Consider the following 25,259-nt stretch of genomic DNA (forward strand, 5'->3'; position numbering starts at 1 on the left):
TCGTCGCGCGCCCGCAGGGACGGGCCGGCGTCCTTTATCTTGAGGAATCGACTTGGATACTTTGGTGCAATTGCTGGAGATGGTGCTCCACATCGACAAACATCTTGGGGTGTTTATCGATCAATACGGAAATTGGGTGTACCTGTTCCTGTTCATGATCGTATTCGTGGAAACGGGGCTGGTGCTGTTCCCGTTCCTGCCGGGCGATTCCCTGCTGTTCATCGGCGGCGCTTTCGCGGCCACCGGGGCCATGGATCCGTGGCTGCTCGGCGTGCTGCTGTTCATCGCTGCGGTGACGGGCAACACGCTCAACTACTGGATCGGCTCGAAGATCGGGCCGCGTGTATACGAGAAGAACTGGCGTTTTCTCGATCGCGACGCGCTGCGCAAGACGCACGACTTCTACGAACACCACGGCGGCAAGACCATCGTGATGGCGCGTTTTGTGCCGGTCGTGCGCACGTTCGCTCCGTTCGTGGCCGGTGTCTCGGCCATGCCGTGGGCGCGCTTCCAGCTCTATAACGTGCTGGGTGCGGCGATCTGGGTGGTGTTGCTCGTGGGGGGCGGTTACCTGTTCGGCAACTTGCCGCTGGTCAAGCAGTACCTCAACGTGATCGTGCTGGTCGGTATCTCGGCTGCGGTCGTGCCGATTGCTCTCGGCGCAGTGTGGAAGTTGTTCACGCGCGGTCGTCGTAGCAATACGGCGCAAGGGCAGAGCAAGTAAGCCAGTCGATTTGAGGGGGAGGGGCGGGCGTCCGTTGCTCCCTGATGCAGTAAAAGTCAGTACAAAAAAATGGCGCGTCCGGTTTCGGACGCGCCATTTTTTGTTGGGACGCAGAGGCTTCGCGTGCTCAGGCGGTGCGGTTCTTCGCGATGGGCGGATTCTTCGAGAAGTAAGTCCGGATCCCCTTGAGCAGTGCATTTGCGAGCCGTTCCTGATAGGCCGGATCGTTCAGATACTGCTCTTCCTTGGGGTTGCTGATGAAGGCCGTCTCGACCAGCACCGACGGAATATCCGGTGCCTTGAGCACGGCAAACGACGCCTGTTCGACGTTTTTGCTGTGCAGACGATCCGCTACCGTGCCGATCTCGGCGAGCAGTGCGGTGCCGAACACCTTGCTGTCGCGAATCTGCGCCGTGGTCGACATATCGAGCAGCGCGTGCGCCACCGTCCGATCGTTGGTCTTGATGTTGACGCCGCCGATCAGGTCCGAAGCGTTCTGCGTCTTCTCAAGCAGCCGGGCGGTCGCACTCGTCGCACCGCGTTCGGACAGTGCGAACACGGAAGCGCCGTTGGCGGAGGGCGACGTGAAGGCGTCGGCGTGAATCGACATGAAGAGATCGGCATCCACACGACGCGCTTTCTGCACCCGCACACCGAGCGGGACGAAGAAGTCGGCGTCGCGCGTCATCATGGCGCGCATGTTCGGTTGGGCGTTGATCTTGTCGCGCAAGCGTTTGGCGATCTGCAACACCACGACCTTTTCATACGTGCCGCTGCTGCCGATCGCGCCCGGGTCTTCCCCGCCGTGGCCGGGATCGAGGGCGATGGTGAGCAGACGCGCCGTCTTCTGACCGCGCGGCGGCGGAGGCAGATCGTCGGTGTCGTCGTCGTTGCGCTGGGCGAGCGGCGGTGTCTTGTCCGGGGCGGCAGGCGTGGATGGCGTAGAAGGCGTGGGGCCGGGGCGCGCCGGACGCGGCGACTGACCTTGCTGGGCGTACTTCTGGAAGAACGCTTCGCTCTCTTCCGTGCTCGGCGTGTTGGCGTTGCCCGAGGACTGCGGTGGATGCGAATTCTGCGCGAGCGCCTGCGCCTTGTTGGCGGTTTGCGCGAGCAGTTCCATGAGCGGATCGGGCTCGACGGCCGGGTACAGATCGAACACGGTGCGGTATTTGTACCCCGCCACCGGCGGCAGCGTGAACGACTGTGGCTTCACGCCCGCCTTCAGATCGAACACCATGCGCACGACGCCGGGCTTGAACTGCCCCACGCGCACCTGGGCGATCTGCGGATCGTTCGGCTGGATTTTGGCAACGAGGTCGCGCAGCGCCGGACTCAGATCCACTTCGTCGAGATCGATGACGAAGCGGTTCGGACTTTCCATCAGCTGCTGCTGGAATTTGACCGGGTTGTCGGTCTCCAGCGTGACACGTGTGTAGTCTCTCGCCGGCCAGACGCGCACCGCCACGATGGCGTTAGCGAACGCGAAGCGGGGGCCGGTGAGGGCGAGAATCAGGGTCGAAGCGCCTGCGCGCAAGGCGCGGCGGCGGCCGGCGTTGGGCGATGAGGCGTCGTCGGTACGGGCGAAGCGTTTGATCAGCATGAGTTCAGGCAAGCAAGACCGGCCGGCGTATAGGCGCTCGTCGTGAGACGGCGGGCGTCGCCAACTGGTTCCAGCCAAAGGCGCAAATCAGGGGTGCCAAGGAGTCCTTCGGCTTTTTCCGGCCACTCGACCAGGCAAAGGGCATCGCCTGCAAAATGCTCGCGAAAGCCCGTGTCATGCCATTCGGCCGGATCGGCAAAGCGGTACAGATCGAAATGATAGACCGGCAACACGCCTTGTGGTGTGTCGATGTTGTATGGTTCACACAGCGCGTAGGTGGGACTTTTGACGCGTCCGGTGTGGCCCAGCGCGCGCAACAGCGCTCGCACGAAGGTGGTTTTTCCCGCGCCGAGGTCGCCCGAGAGCTGCACATGCAGGCCCGCGTGCGCGGCGTCGGTATGCGCCATGCGCGCAACCACCGCGCGTGCGAATGCCGCGGCGAAGGCCTCGGTGGCGGCTTCGTCCGGCAGCGCGAAGATGCGTTCGCCCAGCGGAGGCGGCGCAGAGGAGTCGGGCATGGCGGGCATTGCGTAAAATGGAGTCGATGAAAGCTTCCGTGATTTTCCCCGCTACCGCCGCACAAGTCGAGCCATCGGCACCTCCGAATGCAAAGGAAGTGTCGCCCTCGCGCGACATTGCGACGCCGTTGGCCCCCGCTTCGACCCTCGATTCGAAAGGGTTGGCTGCGCTTGCGGTGCAAATCAGAGGGTGGGCGCGTGAGCTGGGCTTCGGTCACGTGGGCATCACGGACATCGACCTCTCGCATGCCGAGGCGGGTCTGCAGCAGTGGCTCGACGACGGCTGTCATGGCGATATGGACTACATGGCCGCCCACGGCATGAAGCGTGCACGGCCCGCCGAGCTGGTCCCCGGCACGGTGCGTGTGATCAGCGCCCGGATGAATTACCTTCCCAGCGACACCGACCTCGCGCAGTGGCGCAAGCGCGAAATGGCGCGCACTGAGATGCCCGGCGAGGCTGTCGTGTCGCTCTATGCCCGAGGGCGCGACTATCACAAGGTGGTGCGCAATCGTTTGCAACAACTGGCGGATCGCATCACGCAGGCCATCGGGCCGTTCGGTTATCGCGCGTTCACCGATTCCGCGCCGGTGCTGGAAGTCGAGCTCGCGCAGAAGGCGGGGCTCGGCTGGCGCGGCAAACACACGTTGTTGCTCTCGCGCGACGCGGGCTCGCTGTTCTTCCTCGGTGAAATTTTCGTCGACGTCCCGTTGCCGGTCGACGTCGAGGATGCAGACAATGCGCATGAGGACGACAGCGCAAGCGCAAATCCCGGCATGGATCGCGGCGAGCACTGCGGCCAATGCCGCCGCTGCCTCGACGTTTGCCCGACGGGCGCGATCACCGAAGCGTTTCGCGTCGATGCACGTCTGTGCGTGTCGTATCTGACGATCGAACACAAGGGCGCGATCCCCGAGCCGTTGCGCGCCAAGATGGGCAACCGCATTTACGGCTGCGACGACTGCCAGCTCTACTGTCCGTGGAACAAGTTCGCGCAGCCGTCGCCGCTGCCCGATTTCGCACCGCGCAACAAGCTCGACAGCGCCTCGCTCGTCGAGCTGTTTGCATGGACCGAAACGGAATTCATGGACCGGCTCGCGGGGAGTCCGATTCGTCGCATCGGGCACGAGCGATGGCTGCGCAATCTCGCCGTCGGCCTCGGCAATGCGCTGCGTGAGACTCTCGATGCCGACGCCCGCATCCCCATGCGCGACGCCTTGCTCGCGCGTCGCGATCACCCCTCCGCGCTGGTGCGCGAACACGTCGAGTGGGCGCTTGCCCAGGAAGGAGTTTCGGTTTGAGTATGTCCGAGCGCACGCAAGTTTCCGAGCCGATTTCCGAGCCGATGCTCACGCGCAGCACGTCTCTGATCGACCAGTTCTGCGACACGATCTGGCTCGAAGACGGCCTGTCGCGCAACACGCTCGACGCCTATCGTCGCGATCTACGGCTGTTCGCAGAGTGGCTCGCGGACGAAGCGAAAACCGCGCATGCAGACGGCGCGGAAGAATCGCACGCCCCCCCGCACGACAACCTGCCCGCAATGTCCCTCGACACCGTGGACGAGGCGGCGCTCTCGGCCTATCTCGCGTGGCGTCGCGAGAGCCTGGCGAGTAGCGTGAACCGACGTCTGTCCGTCTTCAAGCGTTTTTATCAGTGGGCGCTGCGCGAGCACCTCGTGCAGCAGGATCCGTGCTTGCGCATTGCATCGGCCAAGCGGGCGCAGCGTCTGCCGTCGACCTTGTCGGAAGCGCAGGTCGAAGCGCTGCTCGGCGCGCCGGATCTCACGCAGCCGCTCGGTTTGCGCGACCGCGCCATGCTGGAGCTGATGTATGCGAGCGGCTTGCGCGTGTCGGAGCTGGTCGCGCTCAAGACCATCGAAGTGGGACTGAACGAAGGGGTGCTGCGGATTTTCGGTAAGGGCGCAAAGGAGCGGCTGGTGCCGTTCGGCGAAGAGGCCAACGGCTGGCTCACTCGGTATCTTGCAGAGAGTCGCGGTGTGTTGCTCGCCGGACGCGCATGCGACACGCTGTTCGTGACGCAACGCGGCGAGGGCATGACGCGTCAGGCGTTCTGGTATCTGATCAAGCGATACGCGCTGCAAGCCGACATTCGCGCGCCGCTCTCACCGCACACGCTGCGCCATGCGTTCGCCACGCACCTGATCAATCACGGCGCAGATCTGCGCGTGGTGCAGTTGCTGCTCGGGCACGCCGACATCTCTACCACACAGATCTACACGCACGTCGCGCGCGAGCGTCTCAAGTCGCTGCACGCGCAGCATCACCCGCGCGGCTGACGGTCGCGACCTTACTGTCGACCTTACTGTCGCGAATCGGGACGTACAGCATCAGAGCATCGCCTTGAGCTTGTGCTTGAGCACCTTGCCGGTCGATGCGGCGGGCAGGGCGTCGAGCACCCGAATCTGCCCGGGACGTTTGTACGGCGCGAGCCGCTGTGCGGCCCAGCCGGCGAGCGCTTCGACGTCGATCTCGTGCCCCGGACGCGCCTCCACAAACGCGACGACCTGCTCGTTGCCATCGTCCGCATCGTCCGCGCCAGCTGGTCGCCCGAGTACGGCGACCTGAAGTACGTCGGGATGGCTCGCCAGTGCTTGCTCGACTTCGATCGGGTAGACGTTGAAGCCCGAGTGGATGATGAGTTCTTTGGCGCGTCCGGCGAGGAACAACGCTCCGTCTGCCGCGCGACGCGCGAGGTCGCCGGTGCGCAGCCAGCCGTCTTCCGTGACGGTCGCGGCCGTCAGTTCCGGCGCGCGATAGTAGCCGAGCATCACGTTCGGTCCGTGCACCCACAGTTCGCCGACGTCGCCCTCGGTCACATCCTTGCCGTCGAGCCCCACGATACGCACCGCGACGCCCGGAATGACGGGGCCGACGGAGCAGTCCTCGCGCGGCGCATCCAGCAATGTCTGGGAGACGGTCGGGCTGCTTTCGGTCAGGCCGTAGCCGTTGTGGATGGGCAGACCGTAGAACGCTTCGACGCGCGCCTTGAGCGCGGCGTCGAGCGGCGACCCACCGGAATAGACGAAGCGCAGACGCGGCGCAACCAGCGTCGCACCTTGCGTCGCGACATACGCCATCAGACGTGCATGCATGGCGGGCACGCCTTGCAGAATCGTCAGCCCGTCGTGCGCGAGCGAGTCCAGCACCGCCTCGGGCGTGAAGCGCGCGGCGAGACGCAACGTGCCGCCGGCGTACAACGTGCCGAGACACACGGAAGTCAATCCGTAGACGTGCGAGAGCGGCAGCACGCCATAGGCGATGTCGTCCGCGCCGACGCGTCGCAATGTGCTCGACACGGCCGCAATGAACATCAGATTGCGATGCGACAACCGCACGCCCTTGGGCGCACCGGTCGTGCCCGTCGTGTAAATCAGCGCCGCGCATTGGTCGGACGGATCGCTTTGCACCGGCTCGGCCATGCTCGCGGGATCGACGTCCGACACCGCCAGTGCGCCCAGCGCCAGTTCGGTCCAGACCACTTTCGCCGCATCGGTGCGCGCGTGCGCGGCGGCGTCGGGAGAGGCGTCGACGGTATAGATCGCGCAGCGCGGCTGGGCGTGGTCGCGGATCACTCGCAGCTCCGCCGGGGAAAGGCGGGCGTTGCAGAGCAGCGGCCACGCATCGAGCGAGGCGGCCGCGAGCAGCAGCACCACATACGCAATGCCGTTCTCGCCGACGATCATCACGCGATCGCCACCCCGGACACCATGCTCGCGCAAGCGCGTTGCACACGTGCTCACGGCGTGCGTCAGTTCGCCGTACGTCATCCGGCCGAAGTCGTCGATCAGCGCGATGCGTGACGGCGTTTGCGCGGCGATTCGCGCCGGCAGGCTGTCGATGCGCGCCGGCAGGCCGGCAAGGAACGAAGTCAAGGACGAGGCCGAAGACGTCACGTCGGCGTCGGTCGGCAAGGAAAGCAAGGGCGATAAATGTGAGGCAGGCATGGCGGCATTGTAATGCCCGATGAAGCGATTGCTTACAATCCGTAATTAACGAACCCTAGAGGTCCCGCTGCGCGCGTGCCCGAACGCCTGCGACGCGATCCGAGAACCGACTGCAACTTCTACGATATGAAATCCAAGGCCACCGCTGAAACTCCTGCGACCAAACAGCTCCGCGAAGCCAAGGTCGCGTTTCAGAACCACTTCTACGAGTACCAGGAGCACGGCGGCACGCGTGTTTCGTCGGAAGCGTTGGGGGTGCCTGAGCACGCCGTCGTCAAGACGCTGATCATGGAAGACGAAGACGCCAACCCGCTGGTCGTGCTCATGCATGGCGACCGTCAGGTGTCGACCAAGGCGCTGGCCCGTCAGGCCGGGCGCAAGCGCATCGAGACCTGCAAGCCGGAAGTCGCCAACCGTCACTCCGGTTTTCTGGTAGGTGGCACGAGTCCGTTCGGCACACGCAAGCGCATGCCGATCTTCATGGAAGCGTCGATTCTCGAACTGCCGGAGATTTACATCAATGGCGGACGTCGCGGCTATCTCGTCTCGATGGCGCCCTCCGAAATCGTGCGCGTGCTCGCACCCACGCTCGTCAACGCGGCGCTCGTCGACTAAGCATTGCGTCTGCCTCGCGGTCGCGCGCGTTACATCACTACGCAGGCCGCGGTTTTAAGAAATCAACCATAACCACACCATTGAGCAAAATCTGACTTGTCAGATTTTGCTCGTTTGCGCTCGTCCCTACGATGACGTCATGAATCGGACGGAGACGAGGCGATGGACGAGACAAGCGGTGATGCAAGACGGGAAATCGACGCTCAGCCTAGTCGGTGTAGTGCTGGCGCAGCGCTGATCGCCGCATTCGCGCTCGCGTTGTCGGCGTCGATGCCGGTGCATGCCAACGTCACCATTTCACCGATTGCCAGCGTTATCACAGGCGTCGCAGGCGGCAAGGGGCAAGTCAGCGTCATTCGCGTCACGTCTCAGTCGCCACAAACCCAATACGTCGACGTGAGCGTCAAGCGCATCGTCGATCCAGCCACCGATGCCGAACACGAAGTCCCGGTCAGCCTCCTGGAGGGCACCGGCCTTGTCGCGTCGCCCGCGAAATTCGTGCTGGCAGGCGGCGCGACAAGACTCGTGCGCGTGGTCTCGCTCGGACGGCCCACTGTCGAGACCGCGTATCGCGTCTACTTCCGGCCCGTTGCCGCACCCGAGGGTGTACGGGACGCCGATGCGGCGAGCGACAGCGACCTCACGCACGACGTGCAGGTGAGCTTCGTCTGGGGCGCGCTGGTTCGCGTGGCACCCGAGAAGGCTGCGCCGGGACTGGCGCGCAGCGAAGACAACCTGAGCGTGCGAAATACCGGCAACGTCCGGGCGCACGTGCGCGCCATCGGACGTTGCGAAGGTGAGGCCGGGCGCGAGTGCGACTGGCTGGACGTTGGACGTAGCGTCTATCCCGGGCAGACACAGCCGATTCCCGACGCCCTGCGCCACGCGCCGGTGCGTATCCAGTATCTGGTCGATGGCGAAGCGGATGCGCAGGTCGTGGACTTGCCTCTCGCGCCGTAGACCGATGCCATGAGGCCGCAGAGCCTCAGCAAACTCCGGGGCCACCCGGAAGTGATTTTCCTCCCCCCTCCAAGCAAGGAAATTTCAGCAATGAATATGTTGAAGCATTTTGTCGCCCTGAGCGCGGTGATCGTCCCGATGGCCGCCGCCAATGCCGCAGAAGTCGTGATCGATCTGACGGCGACCATCGACCCGACGCTGTCGGTGCAGCAGGCGAACGGCAGCCCGATGCCGCAGAGTCTCGATATGGCCTATAACGCGGCGACGGGCGATGTCATGTCCGAGACGATTCAGACGCGTCTCTACACGAACGACCCGACGCAGAACGTTGACGTCCGCCTGGGCGCCGCGTCGACACTGGTCCATGTCACGAATGCCTCCGTGGCCCCCATCCCGCTGACGGTGCGGCTCGACGGCCGCACGATCACCACGACGAATACACGACTGACGGCTGCAGAGACCTGGACGGGCAGTGCGACCGGTGAATCGAGGACGCTTCCGCTTTCCGTCGCGGGACGCGCAGCAGGCGCAAACCCGCCGACGGCCGGCCGTTACGTGGGACGTCTGGAAATGCTGATCGTCGCTTCTGCGGCTGAGTGAGTTCGCGCTCCGTTAATCAAACTTCCGCGCCAAGCACAACGCGCGAGGACCGCCAGCGGGCGAGTCTTCGCCGTTCGCTGTTCATCATGCCTAAGGGGCGTATTCGCTATCTCGCGGGCTTACCGTGGTTATTGGCCGCAGGCAGTCCCGCGATGGCCAGTACGCTGCCGAAAGTCCCGCCCGGATTCGAGGACATTGCCGCCGGTCAGGTCGAGCATCTCGACATCCGACTGTTAGGTACCTCACTGGGCGTGTTCCCCGTGTTCGTGCGACCGGACGATGTGCGTCTCGAGACCCCCGAAGCGGTGGCGCGCGCCATCCATGACCGCCTCGGGACGGAGGCGAACACCGGGACGCCGATCCCGCTGGTCGACGCACTGGCCCGTCCCATGGTGCGTAACGGTCATCTTGCCTGCACAAGCGGGAACATGAGCGGTAGCACGGGCGAGAGCCCTGGCGTCGATGCCCGTTGCCGGTATCTCGAAACCGAGTCGGTCGACGTCATCTTCGATGAGAGTCAGGGCGCGCTCGAACTCTTTCTCGCGAAGGCTTGGCTGCCTTCACAGAGCGCGGCCGGACCTTCGCATCATACGAATTCGCCGGGCAGCGAACCGGCGCTGATACACACGCAGATCGTGAATGTGTCGACGACGGACCGCTATCGCAATTTGACCGTATTGGGGAACGGGGCGCTGGGCGTCTCACCGGCGAGCTACGCGGGCTTCACCTGGTCACTTGTGCATACGAGTCACAGCGGCCGCCGTGAGCCTGCAGTGGCGTCGAGCGCAGAGCCGTCGGGCAGCACGCAGGCGCTTATCGACAGCCTTTACTACCGGCACGATGTCGGGGCGGCGCATTACGTGCAGGCAGGGCGTATGGATCAGCGCAATCTGTACAGCGCGCAGGGCGGTAGCTTCGGATTTACGCTGCTGCCGGTCGGTCGCTTCGACGGGGTGCGCGTGGGTACGTCTCAGGCGTATGTCAACGACGCGAGCCGAGCGCAGGGATCGCCGCTGACGGTGCTGCTCACCCGCGATGCGCGTGTGGATGCCTATCGCGGCAACGAATTACTCGGCAGCGCCTACTTTCAGGCAGGCGTGCAGTCGTTCGATACGCGCTACTTCCCCGAGGGCGCGTATCTGGTGTCGCTGCGCATCTTCGAGGGTGACACGCTGGTGCGTACCGAAACCGAACCGTTCACGAAGGTGGGCGGCGAAGGCACCGGTGACGACGTGCAATGGTTTTTGCAAACGGGACGTACGGTGAATCGTCGCCAATCCGACGTCGACGAAGGCCGGGCGCGACCTACCGTGCAGTCAGGCGTGCGGAAGTCGCTCCCGTTCGGGATGACGTTCACCTCGGGGCTGGTCTGGTTGCCGTCCCGGCTATACAACGAATCGCAGATCAACTGGCAACGCGCGTTCTCTTTCGGCCAATTGACGGCGGCGACGTCGGTGCTGTTCGGCACAGACGGGGCGCGGGGTACGACCCAATCGATCTCGTTGTCCAACGGCATCGGCCTGAGCTTGTATCGCTATCAGATGCGCGACGCGAGTTGTCGCGGCGGCGTGCATGCCGCAACGCGCAGCGATATACAGATCGGCTGCTATGACTCGATCAACGCTTACGTGTCTATGCCACTGGGGCGATGGCAGGGCAGTGCGGGCTATAGCCAAAGCCAGAACTACGGGCGTCGTCATGTAGATTTTTCTTCGCCGCAGTACGACGACGTCTGGCCGCGCAATACAACCCGAAGCGGCGTGTCGAGAACGCTTCAGGTCACACTGAGCCGCTCGTTCCGGTGGAAAAAGCTCGCGATCAATTCGCGCGTGGGCGGATATCACCGACGCCACGCCAACGAGGGGCGTCCCGATACCGGCACGTTCGTCAATGTGTCGTTGAGTGCACAGCGGCCTGCCGCACCGGGACGCAATGGGGCGACGTTCTCCAGCGTGAGCGTTGACGTGCGCTCCGATCGTTACGACGACCGTCGCATGCGCGCTGCGATTCACGCGCAGCACTCATGGATGTGGGACGACACCTCCCGGCGTGAGCTGACCGTCGGTCTGACGGGGGACGAGGCGAGCATGGCGTCGGCTCACGTGCGGGGCGCGATAGAGGGGCGCTACGGCGATGTTCACGCGATGCTGTCGCGAAGCTTCCGGGGCGCTGATGCGGGGAGTGACCGTGGCTCGTTCACTGGCGGTTATGCGTCGAGCATCGCCGCAACGCGCGACCGGCTGTGGTTCGGCCCGGCGATGCTCGCGGGCGACCCGCCAGCAGGGGTCGGACTGATTGTCGAGGCCGACAACGCACATGAGGCACATGACGCCCACGACGACCATGACGACCATGAGAGGGCAATGCACGGTGCGGCGGCGACGTTGCAAGTGGGCGGGCGTCCGCTGACGGTCGATTTCGGTGCGGCGGCGCTCTCCCCCATCGGCGGATATCGGGCGCAGCAAGGAGAGGTCTTCGAGGCCCGTCAGGACGTCACGGATTATTCGGTGGGGTTGCTGCGAGGTGCCGGCGTGCGCGACTACTTTCTGACGCCGGGGCGCATGAAGGTGCATCGCGTGACGGCCGGTCGCAGCTACACCTACGTCGGCCAGGCACGGGGTCCGGACGGTCTGTCACTCGCCAACGCACGGGTACTCAGCGTGTCTGCCCCACCGCTCGACGACCGGGGTGAATTCCTGATCGAGTCGCCGCGTCCGCTGACGGAACTCTACCTACTCGATCGCGGCCAACCGATGCGCTGCAACCTCACCGTAGTAGAGCGGCGCGACGTCATTCATCTGAACGGTGTGACGCCCTGCAACATCGTCACGCAACACGCGCTGCCCGCATCGCTTCAGGCGCAGGCACACGTACAGCGACTGCTGAGCGACGCGAAGGAGCAGGCGGATCAGCACGCGGCAACGGCAAGGGACATAGGGAGGTGGGGCGATGAGGGACGTTGAGCAGTGCAAGACTGGCCGTATCGGTGTCATGGCGTGGGCGAGATGCGTGGTCGGGTGGATCGGTGCGGTCTGTCTGGTGCCGTCCGCGATGGCACAGCGGGTGCCCGTGGACCATCACGAGAATGTATCGCTGCGCTTCGATCGAGCGTCTGCCCCGAACGGCTGGCTGTTTCGTCCGCAGTTGTCGGCGCATTTCTCACCAGGCGAGGTTCGCGCATCACGCACGTCGTTCTTGTGTCGTTCCACTGTCGATACGACGTTGGGTGCATGCCCGACAGTACCGGCCGATCTCGGTGGGTCGCAGGGTACGCAGGTCTCACTGCGCTTTACCGAGCAACGATCGAAACTCACCACGGACTTGCGAGTCACGGCGGTTAAGGTCATCACGGTCACGGGCTCGGGTTGTACTCACCGGATGATGGCTTTCAATTCCAACCGGAATTTTGGCAACTGTGGCGGGCAGCCTTACGACGTTGCGCGATACACATTGACGATCCCACGCGCGGAGTTACAGAAGATCCCCGTCGGCGGTATCTGGCGTGGTCGTTTCGAATTCGACGTTCGCGAGCTGAATATGGGTACGTCCAGTGCCGTCCACAGCTACGACATCGAACTCAATGTGACGGACAACGGGAACGCGCAGATCTACTTCCCGACGCTATCGAACACGGCCCCGCGCGTTTCGATGGATCTGCGCAAGCGCCCCGGTCCCGGATTTCAGCCGATTGTTTATGGCGGACGATCCGTCGATATGTGCTTCTACGACGGTTTCGGGTCCAACTCGGCAGGCGCGCTGCGCGTACGGGCGACCGACCTGCGCGATACGTTCCCGGAAAGGCCACCGGGATACGGGCTGATGGTGTTGCGAGGCACGCTCGGCAATTTGCCGGAGCACCGGATTCATTATCGAGTGGGGCTGGTGCACGGGGGGACACACCAGTGGCTGACGGTTGGCGACGCGGGTGCCAGCGTGTTCCCGCCGGTGGCACAGTCGCCGATCCGAATCGTTCGCTTGCCTGGCATTCCGATGCCGGTTGCCTGTTCGCCCGCCACGCTCACCTTCGAAGTCGTGCCGTTCATCGAACGCGACAAGGATGCCGGAGGTTACGAGGGCCAGCTCAGGATCGAGATGTTTGTCGATGCGGCGAAGGTGTGAGCCTCAGGCTTTGCCGTTGCTGGCAGCCGAGAGAGACGATGGCAGGTGCGTCGGGATAGCGCGTGTGTTCGTCGCGGACGACCGTGGTGCGCGCGGCGTCGGGTCGTCAGGCAGGCCGGTTTGCAGCGCAAACAGATACAGTTGCGCGTCGCTTTCGATGCCCAGTTTTCGCATGGCATTGTGCTTCTGTGCGCTCACCGTCTGCTTCGTACGATGCAGTTGAGCTGCGATGGCGGTGATCGACATCCCCGATACATAGAGCCGAAGCACTTGCGACTCGCGTTGACTCAGCAAGGTCGCTCGGGGCTTCGTCGAGACCGCCGTCGATGTGGTTTGCGGTGCGGTGGCGGGGGCGAGCAAGGCAGTGCGAATTGCCGCCAGACGCGGCACCTGGGCGTCGCGCTGTGGGGCTTCGTCGGCGTGCGTTGCGCCGGTCGCGTAGACGGGGAAATAAGGCATGTGAGGCGGTCCGTGATGAAGGGAATGGATGGCGGCCACGACCTCGTCGATATCGCGCGACTTGCAAAGGGTCGAGGCGATGCCGAGATCGGTCATCCGCCGGATCACCAGTGGGCTGTTCATGGCCGTGAGCGCGAGAATCCGGACATCGGGGAAGGACCGGTGCAGCGACTCGATGAGCCATGCATCCTCGCCATGACGGTCGCCGGACAGGGTGGCGTCGGTCACGAGCACGTCGCACGGCGTCGTCGTCAGCATGTCGATGACGCCCGCGACGCTGCGCGCGGTGCCGAGGACTTCCAATGAGGGGTGTTTTCCCAGTTCGCAGACCAGTCCGGCAACGACGGCCGGTTGATGATCAGCGATGACGACGCGGATGCTTGTCATTGTTCAAATCGTTCTCCTGACGCGCCACATCGCAAGAGGCGCACGCCCAAAAGACCGGTACACGTCGATCACGGTTCCTCAATCTGCGTTGTCGGTACGCACTTGACGTAAATTCCCAAAGCGTCGCGGCGAGTGCGCAACCCCGTGTTTGCCAGAATGGGGAGGCCCGGCGTCTCAAGTAGAATGGCGGCCATTACAAATCTTCCTCACGTCAGAAGTTCATGGCCACACTGGTTTTTATCGTTCTCGCGTATCTGATCGGCTCGGTGCCGTTTGCGGTGATCGTCAGCCGCACGATGGGCCTCGCGGACCCGCGCAGTTACGGCTCGGGTAATCCGGGCGCCACGAACGTGCTGCGTTCGGGCAATAAGAAGGCCGCCGTGCTGACGTTGATCGGCGACGCGCTCAAGGGCTGGCTGGCGGTTTATCTGGCGGAACGCTTTGCGGATGCGTGGGGCGTGGGCGACTTCGGACTTGCGGCCGTGGCGCTCGCCGTGTTCCTGGGCCATCTGTACCCGATTTTCCTGCGCTTCGCCGGTGGCAAGGGCGTGGCGACGGCTGCGGGGGTGCTTTTCGCCATCAGCCCGATTCTGGGGCTGGCCGTGATGGCGACGTGGCTCATCATCGCGATCTTCTTCCGCTATTCGTCGCTTGCCGCGCTGGTGGCGGCCGTGTTTGCGCCGCTCTACTACGTCTTCATGTTCGGCTTCGGGCCGTACTCGCCGGCGGTGATCGTCATGGCGATCCTGCTGATCTATCGCCATCGCGCGAACATCGGCAAGCTGATCGCAGGCAAGGAAAGCCGTATCGGGCAGAAGAAGCCGAAGTGAGGCTCAGGGCGACGAATCTACCGTTCATCGTCCTCCGTCCGCCCAATAAAAAACCCGCAGCGAGTCTGCGGGTTTTTTGTGTCTGCAACCAACGCGGTGATGCTTAGTCGCGGAAGTTGTTGAAGTCGAGCGGCGTGTCGGTGACATCCTTGCGCAGCAGCGCCATGGCGCTTTGCAGGTCGTCGCGCTTGGCACCGGCAATGCGAACGCTGTCGCCCTGAATGCTCGCCTGCACCTTCATCTTGCTGTCCTTGATGATGCGCACGATCTTCTTGGCCAGGTCGCCTTCGACGCCCTTCTTGACCTTCACCACCTGCTTGACCTTGTCGCCGCTGACTTTATCGACCTTGCCGTAGTCGAGAAAACGCACGTCGACGTTACGCTTGGCCATCTTGGCGATGAGCACCTGCGTGACCTGATCGAGCTTGAAGTTGTCGTCGGCGAAGAGCGTGAGTTCCTGCTCTTTGTGCTCGACGCGCGAGTCCGATCCCTTGAAGTCGAAGCGCGTCGAGATTTCCTTGTTGGCCTGCTCGATGGCGTTCTTGACCTCTACCATGTTGGCTTCGCTAACCACGTCAAACGATGGCATCTGGCTCTCCTGAATTCCTAAGGGTTCGTGAAATGGCACGCAGGGCGTGCCGTGTAAGTCCGGCGCGCTCGGTGCGGACGGCACCGTCGGTATAATGATGCGCAAAATTCTTTCGCCCGACATTGTAATTCAGCCGCCGGTCCCGCGTCCTCCTCAGGACGCTGTCCGGCACGGCGACACCCACTGGCCTGCCCATATTCCATGCTTCAGTTGCAACGCGACGTCAGCCTGCGCGAATTCAACACCTTCGGTCTGCCCGCCACCGCCCGCTACGTCGTGACCATCGACAGCGAAGCGGCGCTGCTCGACGCGCTCGCCCTGCCCGAACTGGCCGGACTGCCGCGTCTCGTGCTCGGCGGCGGCAGCAACCTCGTGCTCACGCGCGACTTCGACGGCGTGGTGCTGCGCATGGCGATTCGCGGGCGCGAACGTCTCCCGGACAATCCCGCAGATCCGTCCGCTCGCTATGTGCGCGGCGGCGCAGGCGAAGTCTGGCACGATTTCGTCGACTGGACGCTCTCGCAAGACTGTCCTGGCCTGGAGAACCTGGCGCTGATTCCCGGCACACTGGGCGCAGCGCCGATCCAGAACATCGGGGCCTACGGGCTGGAACTCGCCGAGCGCTTCCATGAAGTGCGTGCGCTCGATACGACGACCGGGGCGTTCGTCACGCTCTCGCGCGACGATTGCGCTTTCGGCTATCGGGATTCGTTGTTCAAGCGCGAACCGGGCCGCTACATCATCGTGGCCGTGACGCTGCGCCTGCCGCAGCCCTGGCAAGCGGTGACGGGGTACGCCGATGTGTCACGCACGCTCGCCGACGCCGGCATCGTCCAACCCGACGCGCGCCAGATCTTCGATGCGGTCGTCGACATTCGACGTCGCAAGCTGCCCGATCCCGCGCAACTCGGCAACGCCGGAAGCTTCTTCAAGAATCCGGTCGTGAACGCGACCACGTTCGAGACGCTTCGTGCGCGTTTCCCGCAGGCGGTGGGTTATGCGCAGCCCGACGGCACGTGGAAGGTCGCGGCCGGCTGGCTGATCGACCAGTGCGGCTGGCGCGGCAAGACGCTTGGAAACGCGGGCGTGCACGAGCGTCAGGCGCTGGTGCTCGTCAATCGCGGAGGTGCCACGGGGGCCGATATCGTGGCGCTCGCCCGCGCCGTGCAGGCCAGCGTTCAGGAACGCTTCGGCATCGCGCTCGACCCCGAACCGCTCATGCTTTGATGGCGGTGGCGTCCGGCAGACGTTGCAGATAATCGCGCTTCAGATCCACCGTGGAGCGCACGCCGACGTCGTCGAAATGCGCTGCCAGCCAGCGCTCCGCAGCTTCGCGGCCCCGGTCCCGCAGCGTCGTGAGGAAGTGCCAGTCCGTGACGAATTTCGTCGATGAGGACAAGTCGTAAAGCTCCTTGTCGGCGCGAATCGAGTGGATCAGCGGGTACTTCAGCCGATCGCGAAACTCCGGCTTCAGCCATCCTTCGTCGAGTAGCTTGTGCACAAACGAGATCGCCCGGAATTCGCGTTGTAGCGACGCGTTGAACGTGATCTCGTTCACGCGGTTCATGATCTGTCCCGGCAGCACCGGCTTCTCTTTGCGCTCGATCGGGTTGATGTGCACGATCAGGATGTCGCTCGTGAGCGTCTCGTAATAGAAGGGGTAGAGCGGCGGGTTGCCGAGATAGCCGCCGTCCCAGTAAAAGTCCTCGTCGATCTTCACTGGTTTGAACAGCCACGGCAGACAGGCGGACGCCATCGCCACATCGAGCGTGATCTCGTGCGTTCGGAAGATGCGGATGTTGCCGGTGCGGATGTTCGTCGCGGAGACGAACAGATGCGTTGCGGTGCTCTCGCGCAGACGCTCGAAATCGACCTGCGCTTCGAGCACGGTGCGCAACGGATTGATCTCGGCCGGTGGTTGCGCGAACGGCATCATCCATTGCTGCATGCTCTGCATCCAGTCGTGCCAGACGGGATACTCGGTCGGACGCCCGTTGAGCCAGCTAAAGACCGTTTGTGCCCACGCGGTGGCCGACGAGCCGGCTTGCGAAACGCCCAACCAGAAGCTGTGCAGCGCCTCACGGGCCTTCTCGCGCGGATCGACGTTGGGGCGATCGAGCAGGCCATGCGCCAGCACCACGGCGTTCATGGTGCCTGCGGACGCGCCGCTGATGCCTTCGAATTCCAGACGTCCGTCTTCCAGCAGCTTGTCGAGCACGCCCCACGTGTACGCGCCGTGCGCGCCGCCACCTTGCAGGCCGAGGTCGATGCCTTTGCGCCCGCCGTTATTGCGTCGTGCGCGGGAGGCCTTCGCTTTCGCGCTGGCGCGGTGGCCGTCAGGAGGCAGCAGCGGGACGTCGGTCGGCTCGAGATCCGGGTTGTGGTCCGAGGTGTCGGGCGGCGTGTGTAATGCGTCTGCGGCATCTGCCGACATCACAGGAGACGTATCGGAGGTATCGGACGTATCGGACGTCGAGAGACGCGAAGCGAGGGTGAGGGGAGCGTGCGCGTCAGACGATTCAGGCACATCGGACGCTTGGCCGGCAGCGTGGTCGGCCGATTCGGGAGGCAGTCGCGACATAGTGGGAAGCGGCGCCGGGCCGCGCTGAACCGGCCGAGAGGGCGATGACGCGGGAGATCCCGCGCCGTCGCGATGCTGGCCGGACGGTTAGCCGTAATGGCAAACGTAATCGAGTGTCTCCACGACCTCGATATCGAACTTGCTATTGCCCGGCACGGAGAACTCCTGACCGGCAGCGTACTCTTGCCACTCGGTCTGACCTGCCAGACGGATGCGGCAGCGGCCGCCCGTGACTTCCATGATCTCAGGCGCATCGGTACCGAACTGGAGCGTGGCCGGGAAAATCACACCCAGCGTCTTGCGCGTGCCGTCCGGGAACAGGACGGTGTGCGAAACGCACTTGCCGTCGAAGTACGTGTTGGCGCGCTTGATTACGGAAACGTTGTCGAACTGAGTTGCAATTTGCGTCATGACCGAATGCTGTGTCGAATGCGAGCGAATGCCGCGATGGGGAGTCAATATGCCGGGCCGGTCAGGGCCAGGCGTGAATTCATGCTAGCACGTTTCGAGCGTCCACCCGGCTGCAATTTGTGCAATGCACAACGAATTTGCACTGATATGGTGCGCGTCGGTGCAAATTCCGAAAGGCGCTGATGGGCGGGTCACACGGTGTCGTACCGGGATGAAGCGCGCGACGTCACAGGAATGGCTGACGGCGCGCGTCAGCGATGATAGCGGAACGTTAATCGCGGTGGGGTAACGAAAACCGCCCGGACGGCATTGCGCCAGTCCGGGCGGTGTGGCCGGGCAGGGTGCCCCGGCTGACCTGCATTCGATGCGTTGTGTACGCGGGAGGCGTCAGACGCGGCCGAGCATCAGGAACTCCATGAGCGCCTTCTGCACGTGCAGACGGTTCTCGGCTTCGTCCCACACGACGCTCTGTGCACCGTCGATGACATCCGCCGACACTTCTTCGCCACGGTGGGCGGGCAGGCAGTGCATGAAGAGGGCGTCGGGCTTGGCGCGCTGCATCAGATCGGCGTTCACGCACCATTGAGCGAACGCGGCCTTGCGAGCCTCGTTTTCCGCTTCGTAACCCATGCTCGTCCAGACGTCCGTCGACACCAGGTCGGCGCCTTCGCAGGCGGCGCGCGGATCGTCGAACTCACGCACGAACGGGCGGCTCGACTCGGCGACCATGGCCTGATCGAGGCGGTAGCCCGGCGGTGTCGAGATATTGAACTGGAAGCCGAAGATCTCGGCGGCCTGAATCCACGTGTAGGACATGTTGTTGGCGTCGCCGATCCACGTGACCGTCTTGCCCTTGATCGGGCCGCGATGCTCGTAGTACGTGAAGATGTCCGCCAGCACCTGACACGGGTGGTATTCGTTGGTCAGGCCGTTGATGACCGGCACACGCGAATGCTGGGCGAAGCGTTCGATGATCTCCTGACCGAACGTGCGGATCATGATGATGTCGGTCATGCGCGAGATCACCTGGGCGGCGTCTTCGATCGGCTCGCCGCGACCGAGCTGCGTGTCGCGCGTGTTCAGGAACACGGCGTGACCGCCCAACTGGTGAATACCGGCTTCGAACGACAGACGCGTGCGGGTCGAGCTCTTCTCGAAGATCATCGCCAGCGTGCGGTCGTGCAGCGGGTGGTAAGTCTCGTAGTTTTTGAATTTCTTCTTGAGGATGCGGGTGCGCTCGAGCACGTAGTCATACTCGTCGAGCGTCAGATCCGAAAACTGAAGGTAATGCTTGATGGGTTTGGCGGTGGTCATTTGGATGTTCTGCTGGAGGCCGATCCCGCGTGCGTTCATCGCAGATTTGCTGGGAACTCGAACGCGTTCGGCACGACGAACAAGCCTTGAGGCCTGTCCCCCGGTCAGGCTCGTGAAGGTGTTCTACCGGTTGCTTGCTTTTGGGGGAACAGACCCTAGTCTACCAAATCGTCTAGCCGTCACACGAAAAGCGTATGATCGAGCCCGCTGCTGCACAGCCAAAAACGGCTGGCAAGACCGAAAAAAACATCCGCAGCAATGGTGGGGGACAGGTTCCAGTCTTATATAAGATATAATACTGGCTCTGTCGGCCACGCTACCCGCGTACGGCTGGCCAGGTGTTTTTTGAGGTGATTGAGCGATATGACCGACCAGGTTTCCGCGCGCGAGTATTTCATTCAGGGGCTGACTCTGGATGGCAAGAAGTTTCGTCCGAGTGACTGGGCGGAGCGTCTGTGCGGCGCCGTGTCGTTCTGCGGCCGAAGCAATTCTGGCCCGAACGCATACATGCAGTACTCCCCCTATGTGCGTCCGACGATGGTGGGCGACGTCAAGTGCGTCGTTGTCGATGAGCGACTGCGCGATATCGAGCCGAGAATGTTCGATTTCGTGATGAGTTTTGCGCGTGACAACGGGTTGCAAATGACGGAAGCCTGCTTCGTTCCCGACGTCAAATAAATCCCCCTTGGCCGTTGTCGGCCAGACGTGAGTGCCGGGCCTTCGGCCCTACTCACCGTCGCTTCGTCACATCTCCGCCGTTCCGGCACATTCCCCTTTCCGGTCGTTCCCGTGGCGCTCAAAGCGCTCGGCAGCATTGCGCGTTTTGTATGACGTAACGAGGCGGAAATGAAGGCGGGGGATGAGAGGGGGGGAGGGGGATGCGGAATAGAAAAAAGCCCGCATGAAGCGGGCTTTTTAGTGTCCCGACCGTAGTCGGAACCGGCAAGCAACTTGTAGTGCTTTGCAGCTAAGCGGGATACCCAGCTTAGGCAGCAGCCGACATCGCCTTGATGGCGGCCGACAGGCGGCTCTTTTGGCGAGCAGCGGTGTTCTTGTGAACGATCTTCTTGTCAGCGATGATGTCGATCGTCTTTGCCGAAGTGCGCAGCACTTCCTTGGCAGCAGCTTGGTCGCCGGTGGCGATTGCCTTGCGAACAGCCTTCACAGCCGTGCGCAGACGCGAACGCAGCGCCGAGTTGTGGGCGTTGATCTTAACGGTTTGACGCGCGCGCTTGCGTGCTTGTGCGGTATTTGCCATGTTCAGTGAATTCCTTGAATTGCTCCGCCTAATGCGGCTTCTGTGCAGTTTGGCTCCGCTCCCTGGGAGACACGGTGGCCAGGAAGCAATCCATTGACTTCGAAACCGACGATTATAGCCGAAGCCCAACGGAAATTGCAACTTCTTTGCTGCAATGCTGTGCGTATAATACGCGCAACATGAATTTGCTCAAAGCTCTCGCTACGGTCAGCGGTTTTACGATGCTTTCGCGCATCACCGGCCTGATTCGTGAAATTCTTATCGCCCGCATGTTTGGCGCTGGTCCCATGACCGATGCCTACAACGTGGCGTTCCGTATTCCCAATCTGCTGCGCCGCCTGTCTGCTGAAGGGGCGTTTTCGCAGGCATTCGTCCCAATTCTGGCCGAATTCAAATCGCAACGTAGCGAAGAAGAGACGAAAACGCTCGTCGATTCCGTCACGACGGTGCTTTTCTGGGTGCTCCTGTCCATCACGATTGCCGGGGTGCTCGGTGCGTCCGGCGTTGTCTACGCCGTGGCGACGGGCCTGTCGCGAGAAAACGGCACGTTCGACGCCGCCGTCTTCATGACGCGCGTGATGTTCCCCTATATCACCCTGATCTCGATCACGACGCTCGCCGCAGGGGTGCTCAATACATGGCGTCAGTTCTCGATGCCCGCGTTTGCACCGGTGCTGCTCAACGTCAGCTCGATCGTGGCCTCGCTGTGGGTGGCACCGCATCTGGAGACCCCCGTCTATGCACTTGCCTACGCCGTGATCGTGGGCGGTGTGTTGCAACTGGTCATCCAGCTCCCGGCGCTCGCCCGCATCGGCATGCTGCCCCGGATCACGCTCAATATCGCGGCGGCGCTTCGTAACGCCGGCGTCAAGCGGGTGCTCGCGAAGATGGTGCCGGCAACGCTCGCCGTGTCGGTCGCGCAGGTCAGCCTGATCATCAATACGAACATTGCGTCGCGACTGGCGCAGGGCAGTGTGTCGTGGCTGGCCTACGCGGACCGTTTGATGGAGTTTCCGACAGCACTGCTGGGGGTGGCGCTGGGCACGATCTTGCTGCCGAGTCTGGCGCGCGCGCATGCGGACGACGACCCCGCCGAGTATTCCGCGTTGCTGGACTGGGGGCTGCGTCTGACATTCCTGCTGGCAATGCCCAGCGCGGTCGGCCTGTTCGTCTACGCCGAGCCGCTCACGGCGACCCTGTATCAGTACGGGCGCTTCGACGCGACCGACGTCGTGATGACGGCGCATGCGCTCACCGCCTACGGTGTCGGCCTGGTCGGACTGATCCTCATCAAGATTCTCGCGCCGGGCTTCTACGCCAAGCAGGACATCAAGACGCCGGTGAAGATTGCCATCGTGGTACTGATTGCCACGCAGCTCTCGAACATCCTTTTTGTGCGCTGGTTCGCCCACGCCGGGCTGTCGCTGTCGATCGGCGTCGGCGCGTGCATGAACGCCGCGTTGCTTTTCGCCGGACTCTATAAGCGCGGGATCTACCGGCCGGCGGCAGGGTGGCGTCTGTTCTTCGTCCAGTTGCTGGCGGCGTGTCTGATCCTGGCGGGCGTGCTGCTGTGGTTCACGCAGAGCTTCGACTGGGTGGCCCTGGGGGCGCGGCCGCTGGCGCGCATTGCCTTGCTTGGCGCGAGTTTGGTGCTATGCGCCGTGGTGTATTTCGGGGCATTATTCCTCATGGGTTTCAACTTCTCGTTCTTCCGTCGGCGCACCCGTTCCTGATCCACTGACGGGCGGTGCGTGGCGGAACTCACGGATACCGCATGGCGAATCGAATTCTGGAGTATTTTGCTGCGCTGGTTGCGTCCGACGACGGCCTGCCGTTGACCGAAGCGGCCATTGCCATCGCGCAGGACGTCTATCCCGATCTCGACGTGCAGGACACGCTCACGCAGATCGATGCGCTGGCCGCACGTCTGGCCAAGCGTCTGCCGCCGGACGCGGGGCCGTTGCAAAAGCTGCAACTGCTCGATCATTTCTTCTTCCGCGAACTCGGTTTCACCGTCAATCAGAACGACTATTACGATCCGGATAACAGCCACCTGCATGTGGTGCTGGATCGACGTCGCGGCATTCCGATTTCGCTCGCCGTGCTGTGCATGGAGATCGGTCATCAAATCGGGCTGCCGTTGCGGGGGCTCTCGTTCCCGGGGCACTTCCTGTTGCGCCTCGCGGTGCCCGCCGGCGATGTCGTCATCGATCCCATTTCGGGCAATTCCCTTTCGCCGCAACGTCTGCTCGAAATGGTCGAGCCGTATCTGAAGCACTATCGCGACGAAAGCGCCGAGCCGATTCAGGAATTGGCGTTGTGGGCGTTGCTGCACCCGTTCCTGGAGCCGGCGACGCCGCGTGAGATTCTGGCGCGCATGCTTCGCAATCTGCGGGCTATCTATACGCAGAACGAGCGGTGGGAGCGGCTGCTGGCGGTGCAGGAGCGTATGGTGCTCGTGCTACCCGACCAGCCCATCGAGAAGCGGGATCGCGGACTGGCGTATGCGCGTCTGGGGCTGGTGCGTCCTGCACAGGACGACCTTGAGTTGTATCTGAGCAAGCGTCCCGAGGCGGACGACGCCGATGCGATTCGCCAGGTGCTCGATGATCTGAGCCGCCGTCCGGGCAGTCACGGGTAAGCTTCGCGCCATAGCGTTCGTCACCCATAAAAAACGCCAGCCGCATTCACCGGCTGGCGTTTTGACGTCGGGCGTCGCCCCGTGCAAGTCCTCTTGCTACACAGACTGCATCGATAATTCCTGCACTTCGCGCTTGAGCCCCGGTTTGTACCCGAAATGGAAGAACACTTCGGCCATGAGGAACATCGGGGCGATAAAGATCTGGAAGACGTTATCGAGCAAGGCGGGCTTGCGGCCTTCGTAATGGTGGCCGATCAGTTGCACGATCCAGCCACCGATGAACAGCACGCCGAAGACGGCCAGCGCCCACGGCCATGGCAGTTTCGCCAGATGTTGCGTAACCGCCAGCAGTACGGCGAAGAATGCCGTCATGGCAAGCGCGAGCGGGACATCGAGCAGGAAGTAATACATCAGCAGGACCAGCACGATCACGTGCGTCGCGTTCAGGCCGCTGGGGCCGAGCGGCACCCACGAGAACGCCTGCATCACCGCGAGGATGATCATGGGAACGCCGAAGAAATGCGTGAGACGGTTCTTGGGACTGCGGTGATAGCGCTGATAGAACGACATCTGTTGCGCCAGTGATTTCATGCCAGCCTCCTGCCTCGGGGGACGACGGGGAGAACATCTGAGCACCGGCTGGAGCATGAGAACCGGCGTCTTGAGCCGACCGCAATCTGCGTCCGGCATTCCATTGTAGTCACAGTTCGAACCACATTTTTGTGCGCTGCGACAAAGTGTCCGCAGCGCGCCGTTCGTACCATTTCCTACGTTTGTTCGACCGCTGACGCGTTATTTCGGCTGCATGCGAATCGCGCCGTCCAGACGAATCACTTCGCCGTTCAGCATCGGGTTGCGCACGATCTGTTCGACCAGCATCGCGTATTCGGCAGGTCGGCCCAGTCGCGGCGGAAACGGCACCATCTGACCGAGCGACGCCTGCACTTCGGCGGGCATGGCGAGCATCATCGGCGTTTCGAAAATGCCTGGCGCGATGGTCATCACGCGAATGCCGCTGCGCGAGAGATCTCGTGCTACCGGCAGCGTCAGGCTGGCTACGCCGCCTTTCGACGCTGCGTAGGCGGCTTGTCCCATCTGGCCGTCGTAAGCGGCGACCGACGCCGTATTGACGATCACGCCGCGCTCGCCTTCGCCGTTCGGTTCGCCCTGACTCATGGCGGTGGCCGCGAGCCGAATCATGTTGAAAGTACCGATCAGATTGATCTGAATGACGCGCGCAAAGGCGTCGAGGGGATGGGGGCCGTCACGTCCGACGGTTTTGCTGCCGATGGCGATGCCCGCGCAGTTGACGAGCCCGCGCAACGTGCCGAGGACCTGTGCGGCGGCTACGGCGGCCTTGCCGTCGTCTTCCCGGGTGACGTCGCATTTCACGAACTTGCCCCCGAGCTTCTCGGCGAGCGCTTCGCCTTCGTCGACATTCACATCGGCGAGTACGACCTTCGCGCCAAGACCTGCCAGCCAACGCGCAGCTGCCGCGCCGAGCCCTGAGGCGCCACCGGTGATCAGAAACACATTGCCCTGAATTTCCATGCGTCATCCTCCATTGGCAAAAAAGGCGGCGCAGTATGAACTGGCCGCCTTCTTTTTGTGGCGTCACTGACGGGGCACAACCTCCACAGCCCCCGTAACCCCCGGTACTACCGTCTGCCGGACCGCGCGCGTTGT

24 protein-coding genes are annotated in these 25,259 nt (G+C 63.1%); 13 read left to right on the plus strand and 11 right to left on the minus strand.

The annotated features are described in order from the left end of the window. Nucleotides 1–52 precede the first annotated feature (52 nt). Complete coding sequence (locus PAQ31011_RS13115; protein WP_150576217.1) at nucleotides 53–724, plus strand: VTT domain-containing protein; 672 nt, start codon at nucleotides 53–55, stop codon at nucleotides 722–724. Nucleotides 725–851: 127 nt separating this feature from the next. Here PAQ31011_RS13115 and PAQ31011_RS13120 read toward each other — a convergent pair whose 3' ends face one another. Together PAQ31011_RS13120 and tsaE are read right to left on the minus strand one after the other, a co-directional pair. Further along, complete coding sequence (locus tag PAQ31011_RS13120) at nucleotides 852–2,336, minus strand: N-acetylmuramoyl-L-alanine amidase (protein WP_150576218.1); 1,485 nt, start codon at nucleotides 2,334–2,336, stop codon at nucleotides 852–854. After that, nucleotides 2,318–2,851, minus strand: a complete 534-nt coding sequence (tsaE, locus tag PAQ31011_RS13125; protein WP_150576219.1) for a tRNA (adenosine(37)-N6)-threonylcarbamoyltransferase complex ATPase subunit type 1 TsaE — start codon at nucleotides 2,849–2,851, stop codon at nucleotides 2,318–2,320. Before tsaE ends, PAQ31011_RS13120 begins: the two co-directional genes overlap by 19 nt. Before the next feature lie 8 nt (nucleotides 2,852–2,859). On the opposite strand from tsaE, the gene queG reads away from it, so the two are divergent. Then, complete coding sequence (gene queG, locus PAQ31011_RS13130; protein ID WP_150576220.1) at nucleotides 2,860–4,143, plus strand: tRNA epoxyqueuosine(34) reductase QueG; 1,284 nt, start codon at nucleotides 2,860–2,862, stop codon at nucleotides 4,141–4,143. Nucleotides 4,144–4,145: 2 nt separating this feature from the next. Next, nucleotides 4,146–5,141 (plus strand): site-specific tyrosine recombinase XerD, encoded by a 996-nt coding sequence (xerD, locus tag PAQ31011_RS13135; protein WP_150576221.1) that lies wholly within the window; start codon nucleotides 4,146–4,148, stop codon nucleotides 5,139–5,141. Between the two features lie 51 nt (nucleotides 5,142–5,192). Here the strand turns inward: xerD and PAQ31011_RS13140 are convergent, their stop codons facing one another. Next, nucleotides 5,193–6,809 (minus strand): class I adenylate-forming enzyme family protein, encoded by a 1,617-nt coding sequence (locus PAQ31011_RS13140; protein ID WP_150576222.1) that lies wholly within the window; start codon nucleotides 6,807–6,809, stop codon nucleotides 5,193–5,195. A 126-nt stretch (nucleotides 6,810–6,935) separates the two neighbouring features. On the opposite strand from PAQ31011_RS13140, the gene ybaK reads away from it, so the two are divergent. From ybaK to PAQ31011_RS13165, 5 genes are all read left to right on the plus strand, one after another. Beyond that, complete coding sequence (ybaK, locus tag PAQ31011_RS13145) at nucleotides 6,936–7,424, plus strand: Cys-tRNA(Pro) deacylase (protein ID WP_150576223.1); 489 nt, start codon at nucleotides 6,936–6,938, stop codon at nucleotides 7,422–7,424. Between the two features lie 162 nt (nucleotides 7,425–7,586). Then, the gene (locus PAQ31011_RS13150; protein ID WP_150576224.1) at nucleotides 7,587–8,384 is read left to right on the plus strand and encodes a fimbrial protein TcfA; all 798 of its coding nucleotides are present in this window, start codon (nucleotides 7,587–7,589) and stop codon (nucleotides 8,382–8,384) included. A 90-nt stretch (nucleotides 8,385–8,474) separates the two neighbouring features. Then, nucleotides 8,475–8,984, plus strand: a complete 510-nt coding sequence (locus PAQ31011_RS13155; protein WP_174990101.1) for a CS1 type fimbrial major subunit — start codon at nucleotides 8,475–8,477, stop codon at nucleotides 8,982–8,984. An 86-nt stretch (nucleotides 8,985–9,070) separates the two neighbouring features. Beyond that, nucleotides 9,071–11,947 carry a TcfC E-set like domain-containing protein gene (locus PAQ31011_RS13160; RefSeq protein WP_150576226.1) on the plus strand — a complete coding sequence of 959 codons (2,877 nt, stop codon included), beginning with the start codon at nucleotides 9,071–9,073 and terminating at the stop codon, nucleotides 11,945–11,947. Next, nucleotides 11,934–13,103 (plus strand): CfaE/CblD family pilus tip adhesin, encoded by a 1,170-nt coding sequence (locus PAQ31011_RS13165; protein WP_150576227.1) that lies wholly within the window; start codon nucleotides 11,934–11,936, stop codon nucleotides 13,101–13,103. The genes PAQ31011_RS13160 and PAQ31011_RS13165 overlap by 14 nt, the downstream gene beginning before the upstream one ends. 3 nt (nucleotides 13,104–13,106) lie before the next feature. On the opposite strand, the gene PAQ31011_RS13170 is transcribed toward PAQ31011_RS13165, so the two are convergent. Then, nucleotides 13,107–13,949 carry a LuxR C-terminal-related transcriptional regulator gene (locus PAQ31011_RS13170; protein ID WP_217424864.1) on the minus strand — a complete coding sequence of 281 codons (843 nt, stop codon included), beginning with the start codon at nucleotides 13,947–13,949 and terminating at the stop codon, nucleotides 13,107–13,109. A gap of 221 nt (nucleotides 13,950–14,170) precedes the next feature. Between PAQ31011_RS13170 and plsY the strand changes: the two genes are divergently transcribed. Beyond that, a complete protein-coding gene (gene plsY / locus PAQ31011_RS13175) occupies nucleotides 14,171–14,779 on the plus strand; it encodes a glycerol-3-phosphate 1-O-acyltransferase PlsY (protein WP_150576228.1) in 609 nt (202 codons plus the stop codon). A gap of 103 nt (nucleotides 14,780–14,882) precedes the next feature. Here plsY and PAQ31011_RS13180 read toward each other — a convergent pair whose 3' ends face one another. Beyond that, nucleotides 14,883–15,368 carry a YajQ family cyclic di-GMP-binding protein gene (locus tag PAQ31011_RS13180; RefSeq protein ID WP_150576229.1) on the minus strand — a complete coding sequence of 162 codons (486 nt, stop codon included), beginning with the start codon at nucleotides 15,366–15,368 and terminating at the stop codon, nucleotides 14,883–14,885. Between the two features lie 201 nt (nucleotides 15,369–15,569). Here PAQ31011_RS13180 and murB point away from each other — a divergent pair, with 201 nt between their 5' ends. Further along, complete coding sequence (gene murB, locus PAQ31011_RS13185) at nucleotides 15,570–16,595, plus strand: UDP-N-acetylmuramate dehydrogenase (RefSeq protein ID WP_150576230.1); 1,026 nt, start codon at nucleotides 15,570–15,572, stop codon at nucleotides 16,593–16,595. Here the strand turns inward: murB and PAQ31011_RS13190 are convergent. The 3 genes from PAQ31011_RS13190 to argF form a co-directional block, all read right to left on the minus strand. Beyond that, nucleotides 16,585–17,949 (minus strand): patatin-like phospholipase family protein, encoded by a 1,365-nt coding sequence (locus PAQ31011_RS13190; RefSeq protein WP_150576231.1) that lies wholly within the window; start codon nucleotides 17,947–17,949, stop codon nucleotides 16,585–16,587. The genes murB and PAQ31011_RS13190 overlap by 11 nt on opposite strands. Nucleotides 17,950–18,036: 87 nt before the next feature. Beyond that, the gene (gene ppnP, locus PAQ31011_RS13195) at nucleotides 18,037–18,360 is read right to left on the minus strand and encodes a pyrimidine/purine nucleoside phosphorylase (protein ID WP_039400939.1); all 324 of its coding nucleotides are present in this window, start codon (nucleotides 18,358–18,360) and stop codon (nucleotides 18,037–18,039) included. 387 nt (nucleotides 18,361–18,747) lie between these two features. Further along, a complete protein-coding gene (argF, locus tag PAQ31011_RS13200; protein ID WP_150576232.1) occupies nucleotides 18,748–19,674 on the minus strand; it encodes an ornithine carbamoyltransferase in 927 nt (308 codons plus the stop codon). 363 nt (nucleotides 19,675–20,037) lie between these two features. On the opposite strand from argF, the gene PAQ31011_RS13205 reads away from it, so the two are divergent. Next, entirely contained in the window at nucleotides 20,038–20,352 is a 315-nt protein-coding gene (locus PAQ31011_RS13205; RefSeq protein ID WP_039400937.1) for a DUF3579 domain-containing protein, read from the plus strand. A 307-nt stretch (nucleotides 20,353–20,659) separates the two neighbouring features. On the opposite strand, the gene rpsT is transcribed toward PAQ31011_RS13205, so the two are convergent. After that, nucleotides 20,660–20,932, minus strand: coding sequence for a 30S ribosomal protein S20 (rpsT, locus tag PAQ31011_RS13210; protein WP_010807144.1), 273 nt, complete (start codon nucleotides 20,930–20,932; stop codon nucleotides 20,660–20,662). A gap of 134 nt (nucleotides 20,933–21,066) precedes the next feature. On the opposite strand from rpsT, the gene murJ reads away from it, so the two are divergent. Both murJ and PAQ31011_RS13220 read left to right on the plus strand, forming a co-directional pair. Next, nucleotides 21,067–22,665, plus strand: a complete 1,599-nt coding sequence (murJ, locus tag PAQ31011_RS13215; RefSeq protein ID WP_425495107.1) for a murein biosynthesis integral membrane protein MurJ — start codon at nucleotides 21,067–21,069, stop codon at nucleotides 22,663–22,665. Nucleotides 22,666–22,706: 41 nt separating this feature from the next. Next, complete coding sequence (locus tag PAQ31011_RS13220; RefSeq protein ID WP_047905754.1) at nucleotides 22,707–23,573, plus strand: SirB1 family protein; 867 nt, start codon at nucleotides 22,707–22,709, stop codon at nucleotides 23,571–23,573. Between the two features lie 96 nt (nucleotides 23,574–23,669). Here the strand turns inward: PAQ31011_RS13220 and PAQ31011_RS13225 are convergent, their stop codons facing one another. Next, a complete protein-coding gene (locus PAQ31011_RS13225; RefSeq protein ID WP_174990102.1) occupies nucleotides 23,670–24,164 on the minus strand; it encodes an Mpo1 family 2-hydroxy fatty acid dioxygenase in 495 nt (164 codons plus the stop codon). 201 nt (nucleotides 24,165–24,365) lie between these two features. Next, the gene (locus PAQ31011_RS13230; protein ID WP_150576235.1) at nucleotides 24,366–25,124 is read right to left on the minus strand and encodes an SDR family NAD(P)-dependent oxidoreductase; all 759 of its coding nucleotides are present in this window, start codon (nucleotides 25,122–25,124) and stop codon (nucleotides 24,366–24,368) included. Between the last annotated feature and the right edge of the window lie 135 nt (nucleotides 25,125–25,259).

Origin of the sequence: Pandoraea aquatica (genome assembly GCF_902459565.1) — a bacterium.
In the GTDB taxonomy this organism is placed as follows: Bacteria; Pseudomonadota; Gammaproteobacteria; order Burkholderiales; family Burkholderiaceae; genus Pandoraea; species Pandoraea aquatica.

Bases quoted from the DNA above. Each gene is read 5' to 3' on its own strand.
- PAQ31011_RS13220 (WP_047905754.1), top strand. From the start codon at position 22,707: ATGGCGAATCGAATTCTGGAGTATTTTGCTGCGCTGGTTGCGTCCGAC.
- queG (WP_150576220.1), top strand. From the start codon at position 2,860: ATGGAGTCGATGAAAGCTTCCGTGATTTTCCCCGCTACCGCCGCACAA.
- tsaE (WP_150576219.1), bottom strand. From the start codon at position 2,851: ATGCCCGCCATGCCCGACTCCTCTGCGCCGCCTCCGCTGGGCGAACGC.
- ppnP (WP_039400939.1), bottom strand. From the start codon at position 18,360: ATGACGCAAATTGCAACTCAGTTCGACAACGTTTCCGTAATCAAGCGC.
- PAQ31011_RS13205 (WP_039400937.1), top strand. From the start codon at position 20,038: ATGACCGACCAGGTTTCCGCGCGCGAGTATTTCATTCAGGGGCTGACT.
- rpsT (WP_010807144.1), bottom strand. From the start codon at position 20,932: ATGGCAAATACCGCACAAGCACGCAAGCGCGCGCGTCAAACCGTTAAG.
- xerD (WP_150576221.1), top strand. From the start codon at position 4,146: ATGTCCGAGCGCACGCAAGTTTCCGAGCCGATTTCCGAGCCGATGCTC.
- PAQ31011_RS13155 (WP_174990101.1), top strand. From the start codon at position 8,475: ATGAATATGTTGAAGCATTTTGTCGCCCTGAGCGCGGTGATCGTCCCG.
- PAQ31011_RS13190 (WP_150576231.1), bottom strand. From the start codon at position 17,949: ATGTCGCGACTGCCTCCCGAATCGGCCGACCACGCTGCCGGCCAAGCG.
- PAQ31011_RS13165 (WP_150576227.1), top strand. From the start codon at position 11,934: ATGAGGGACGTTGAGCAGTGCAAGACTGGCCGTATCGGTGTCATGGCG.
- PAQ31011_RS13140 (WP_150576222.1), bottom strand. From the start codon at position 6,809: ATGCCTGCCTCACATTTATCGCCCTTGCTTTCCTTGCCGACCGACGCC.
- PAQ31011_RS13180 (WP_150576229.1), bottom strand. From the start codon at position 15,368: ATGCCATCGTTTGACGTGGTTAGCGAAGCCAACATGGTAGAGGTCAAG.
- PAQ31011_RS13225 (WP_174990102.1), bottom strand. From the start codon at position 24,164: ATGAAATCACTGGCGCAACAGATGTCGTTCTATCAGCGCTATCACCGC.
- murB (WP_150576230.1), top strand. From the start codon at position 15,570: ATGCTTCAGTTGCAACGCGACGTCAGCCTGCGCGAATTCAACACCTTC.
- ybaK (WP_150576223.1), top strand. From the start codon at position 6,936: ATGAAATCCAAGGCCACCGCTGAAACTCCTGCGACCAAACAGCTCCGC.
- PAQ31011_RS13150 (WP_150576224.1), top strand. From the start codon at position 7,587: ATGGACGAGACAAGCGGTGATGCAAGACGGGAAATCGACGCTCAGCCT.
- argF (WP_150576232.1), bottom strand. From the start codon at position 19,674: ATGACCACCGCCAAACCCATCAAGCATTACCTTCAGTTTTCGGATCTG.
- PAQ31011_RS13160 (WP_150576226.1), top strand. From the start codon at position 9,071: ATGCCTAAGGGGCGTATTCGCTATCTCGCGGGCTTACCGTGGTTATTG.
- PAQ31011_RS13230 (WP_150576235.1), bottom strand. From the start codon at position 25,124: ATGGAAATTCAGGGCAATGTGTTTCTGATCACCGGTGGCGCCTCAGGG.
- PAQ31011_RS13170 (WP_217424864.1), bottom strand. From the start codon at position 13,949: ATGACAAGCATCCGCGTCGTCATCGCTGATCATCAACCGGCCGTCGTT.
- plsY (WP_150576228.1), top strand. From the start codon at position 14,171: ATGGCCACACTGGTTTTTATCGTTCTCGCGTATCTGATCGGCTCGGTG.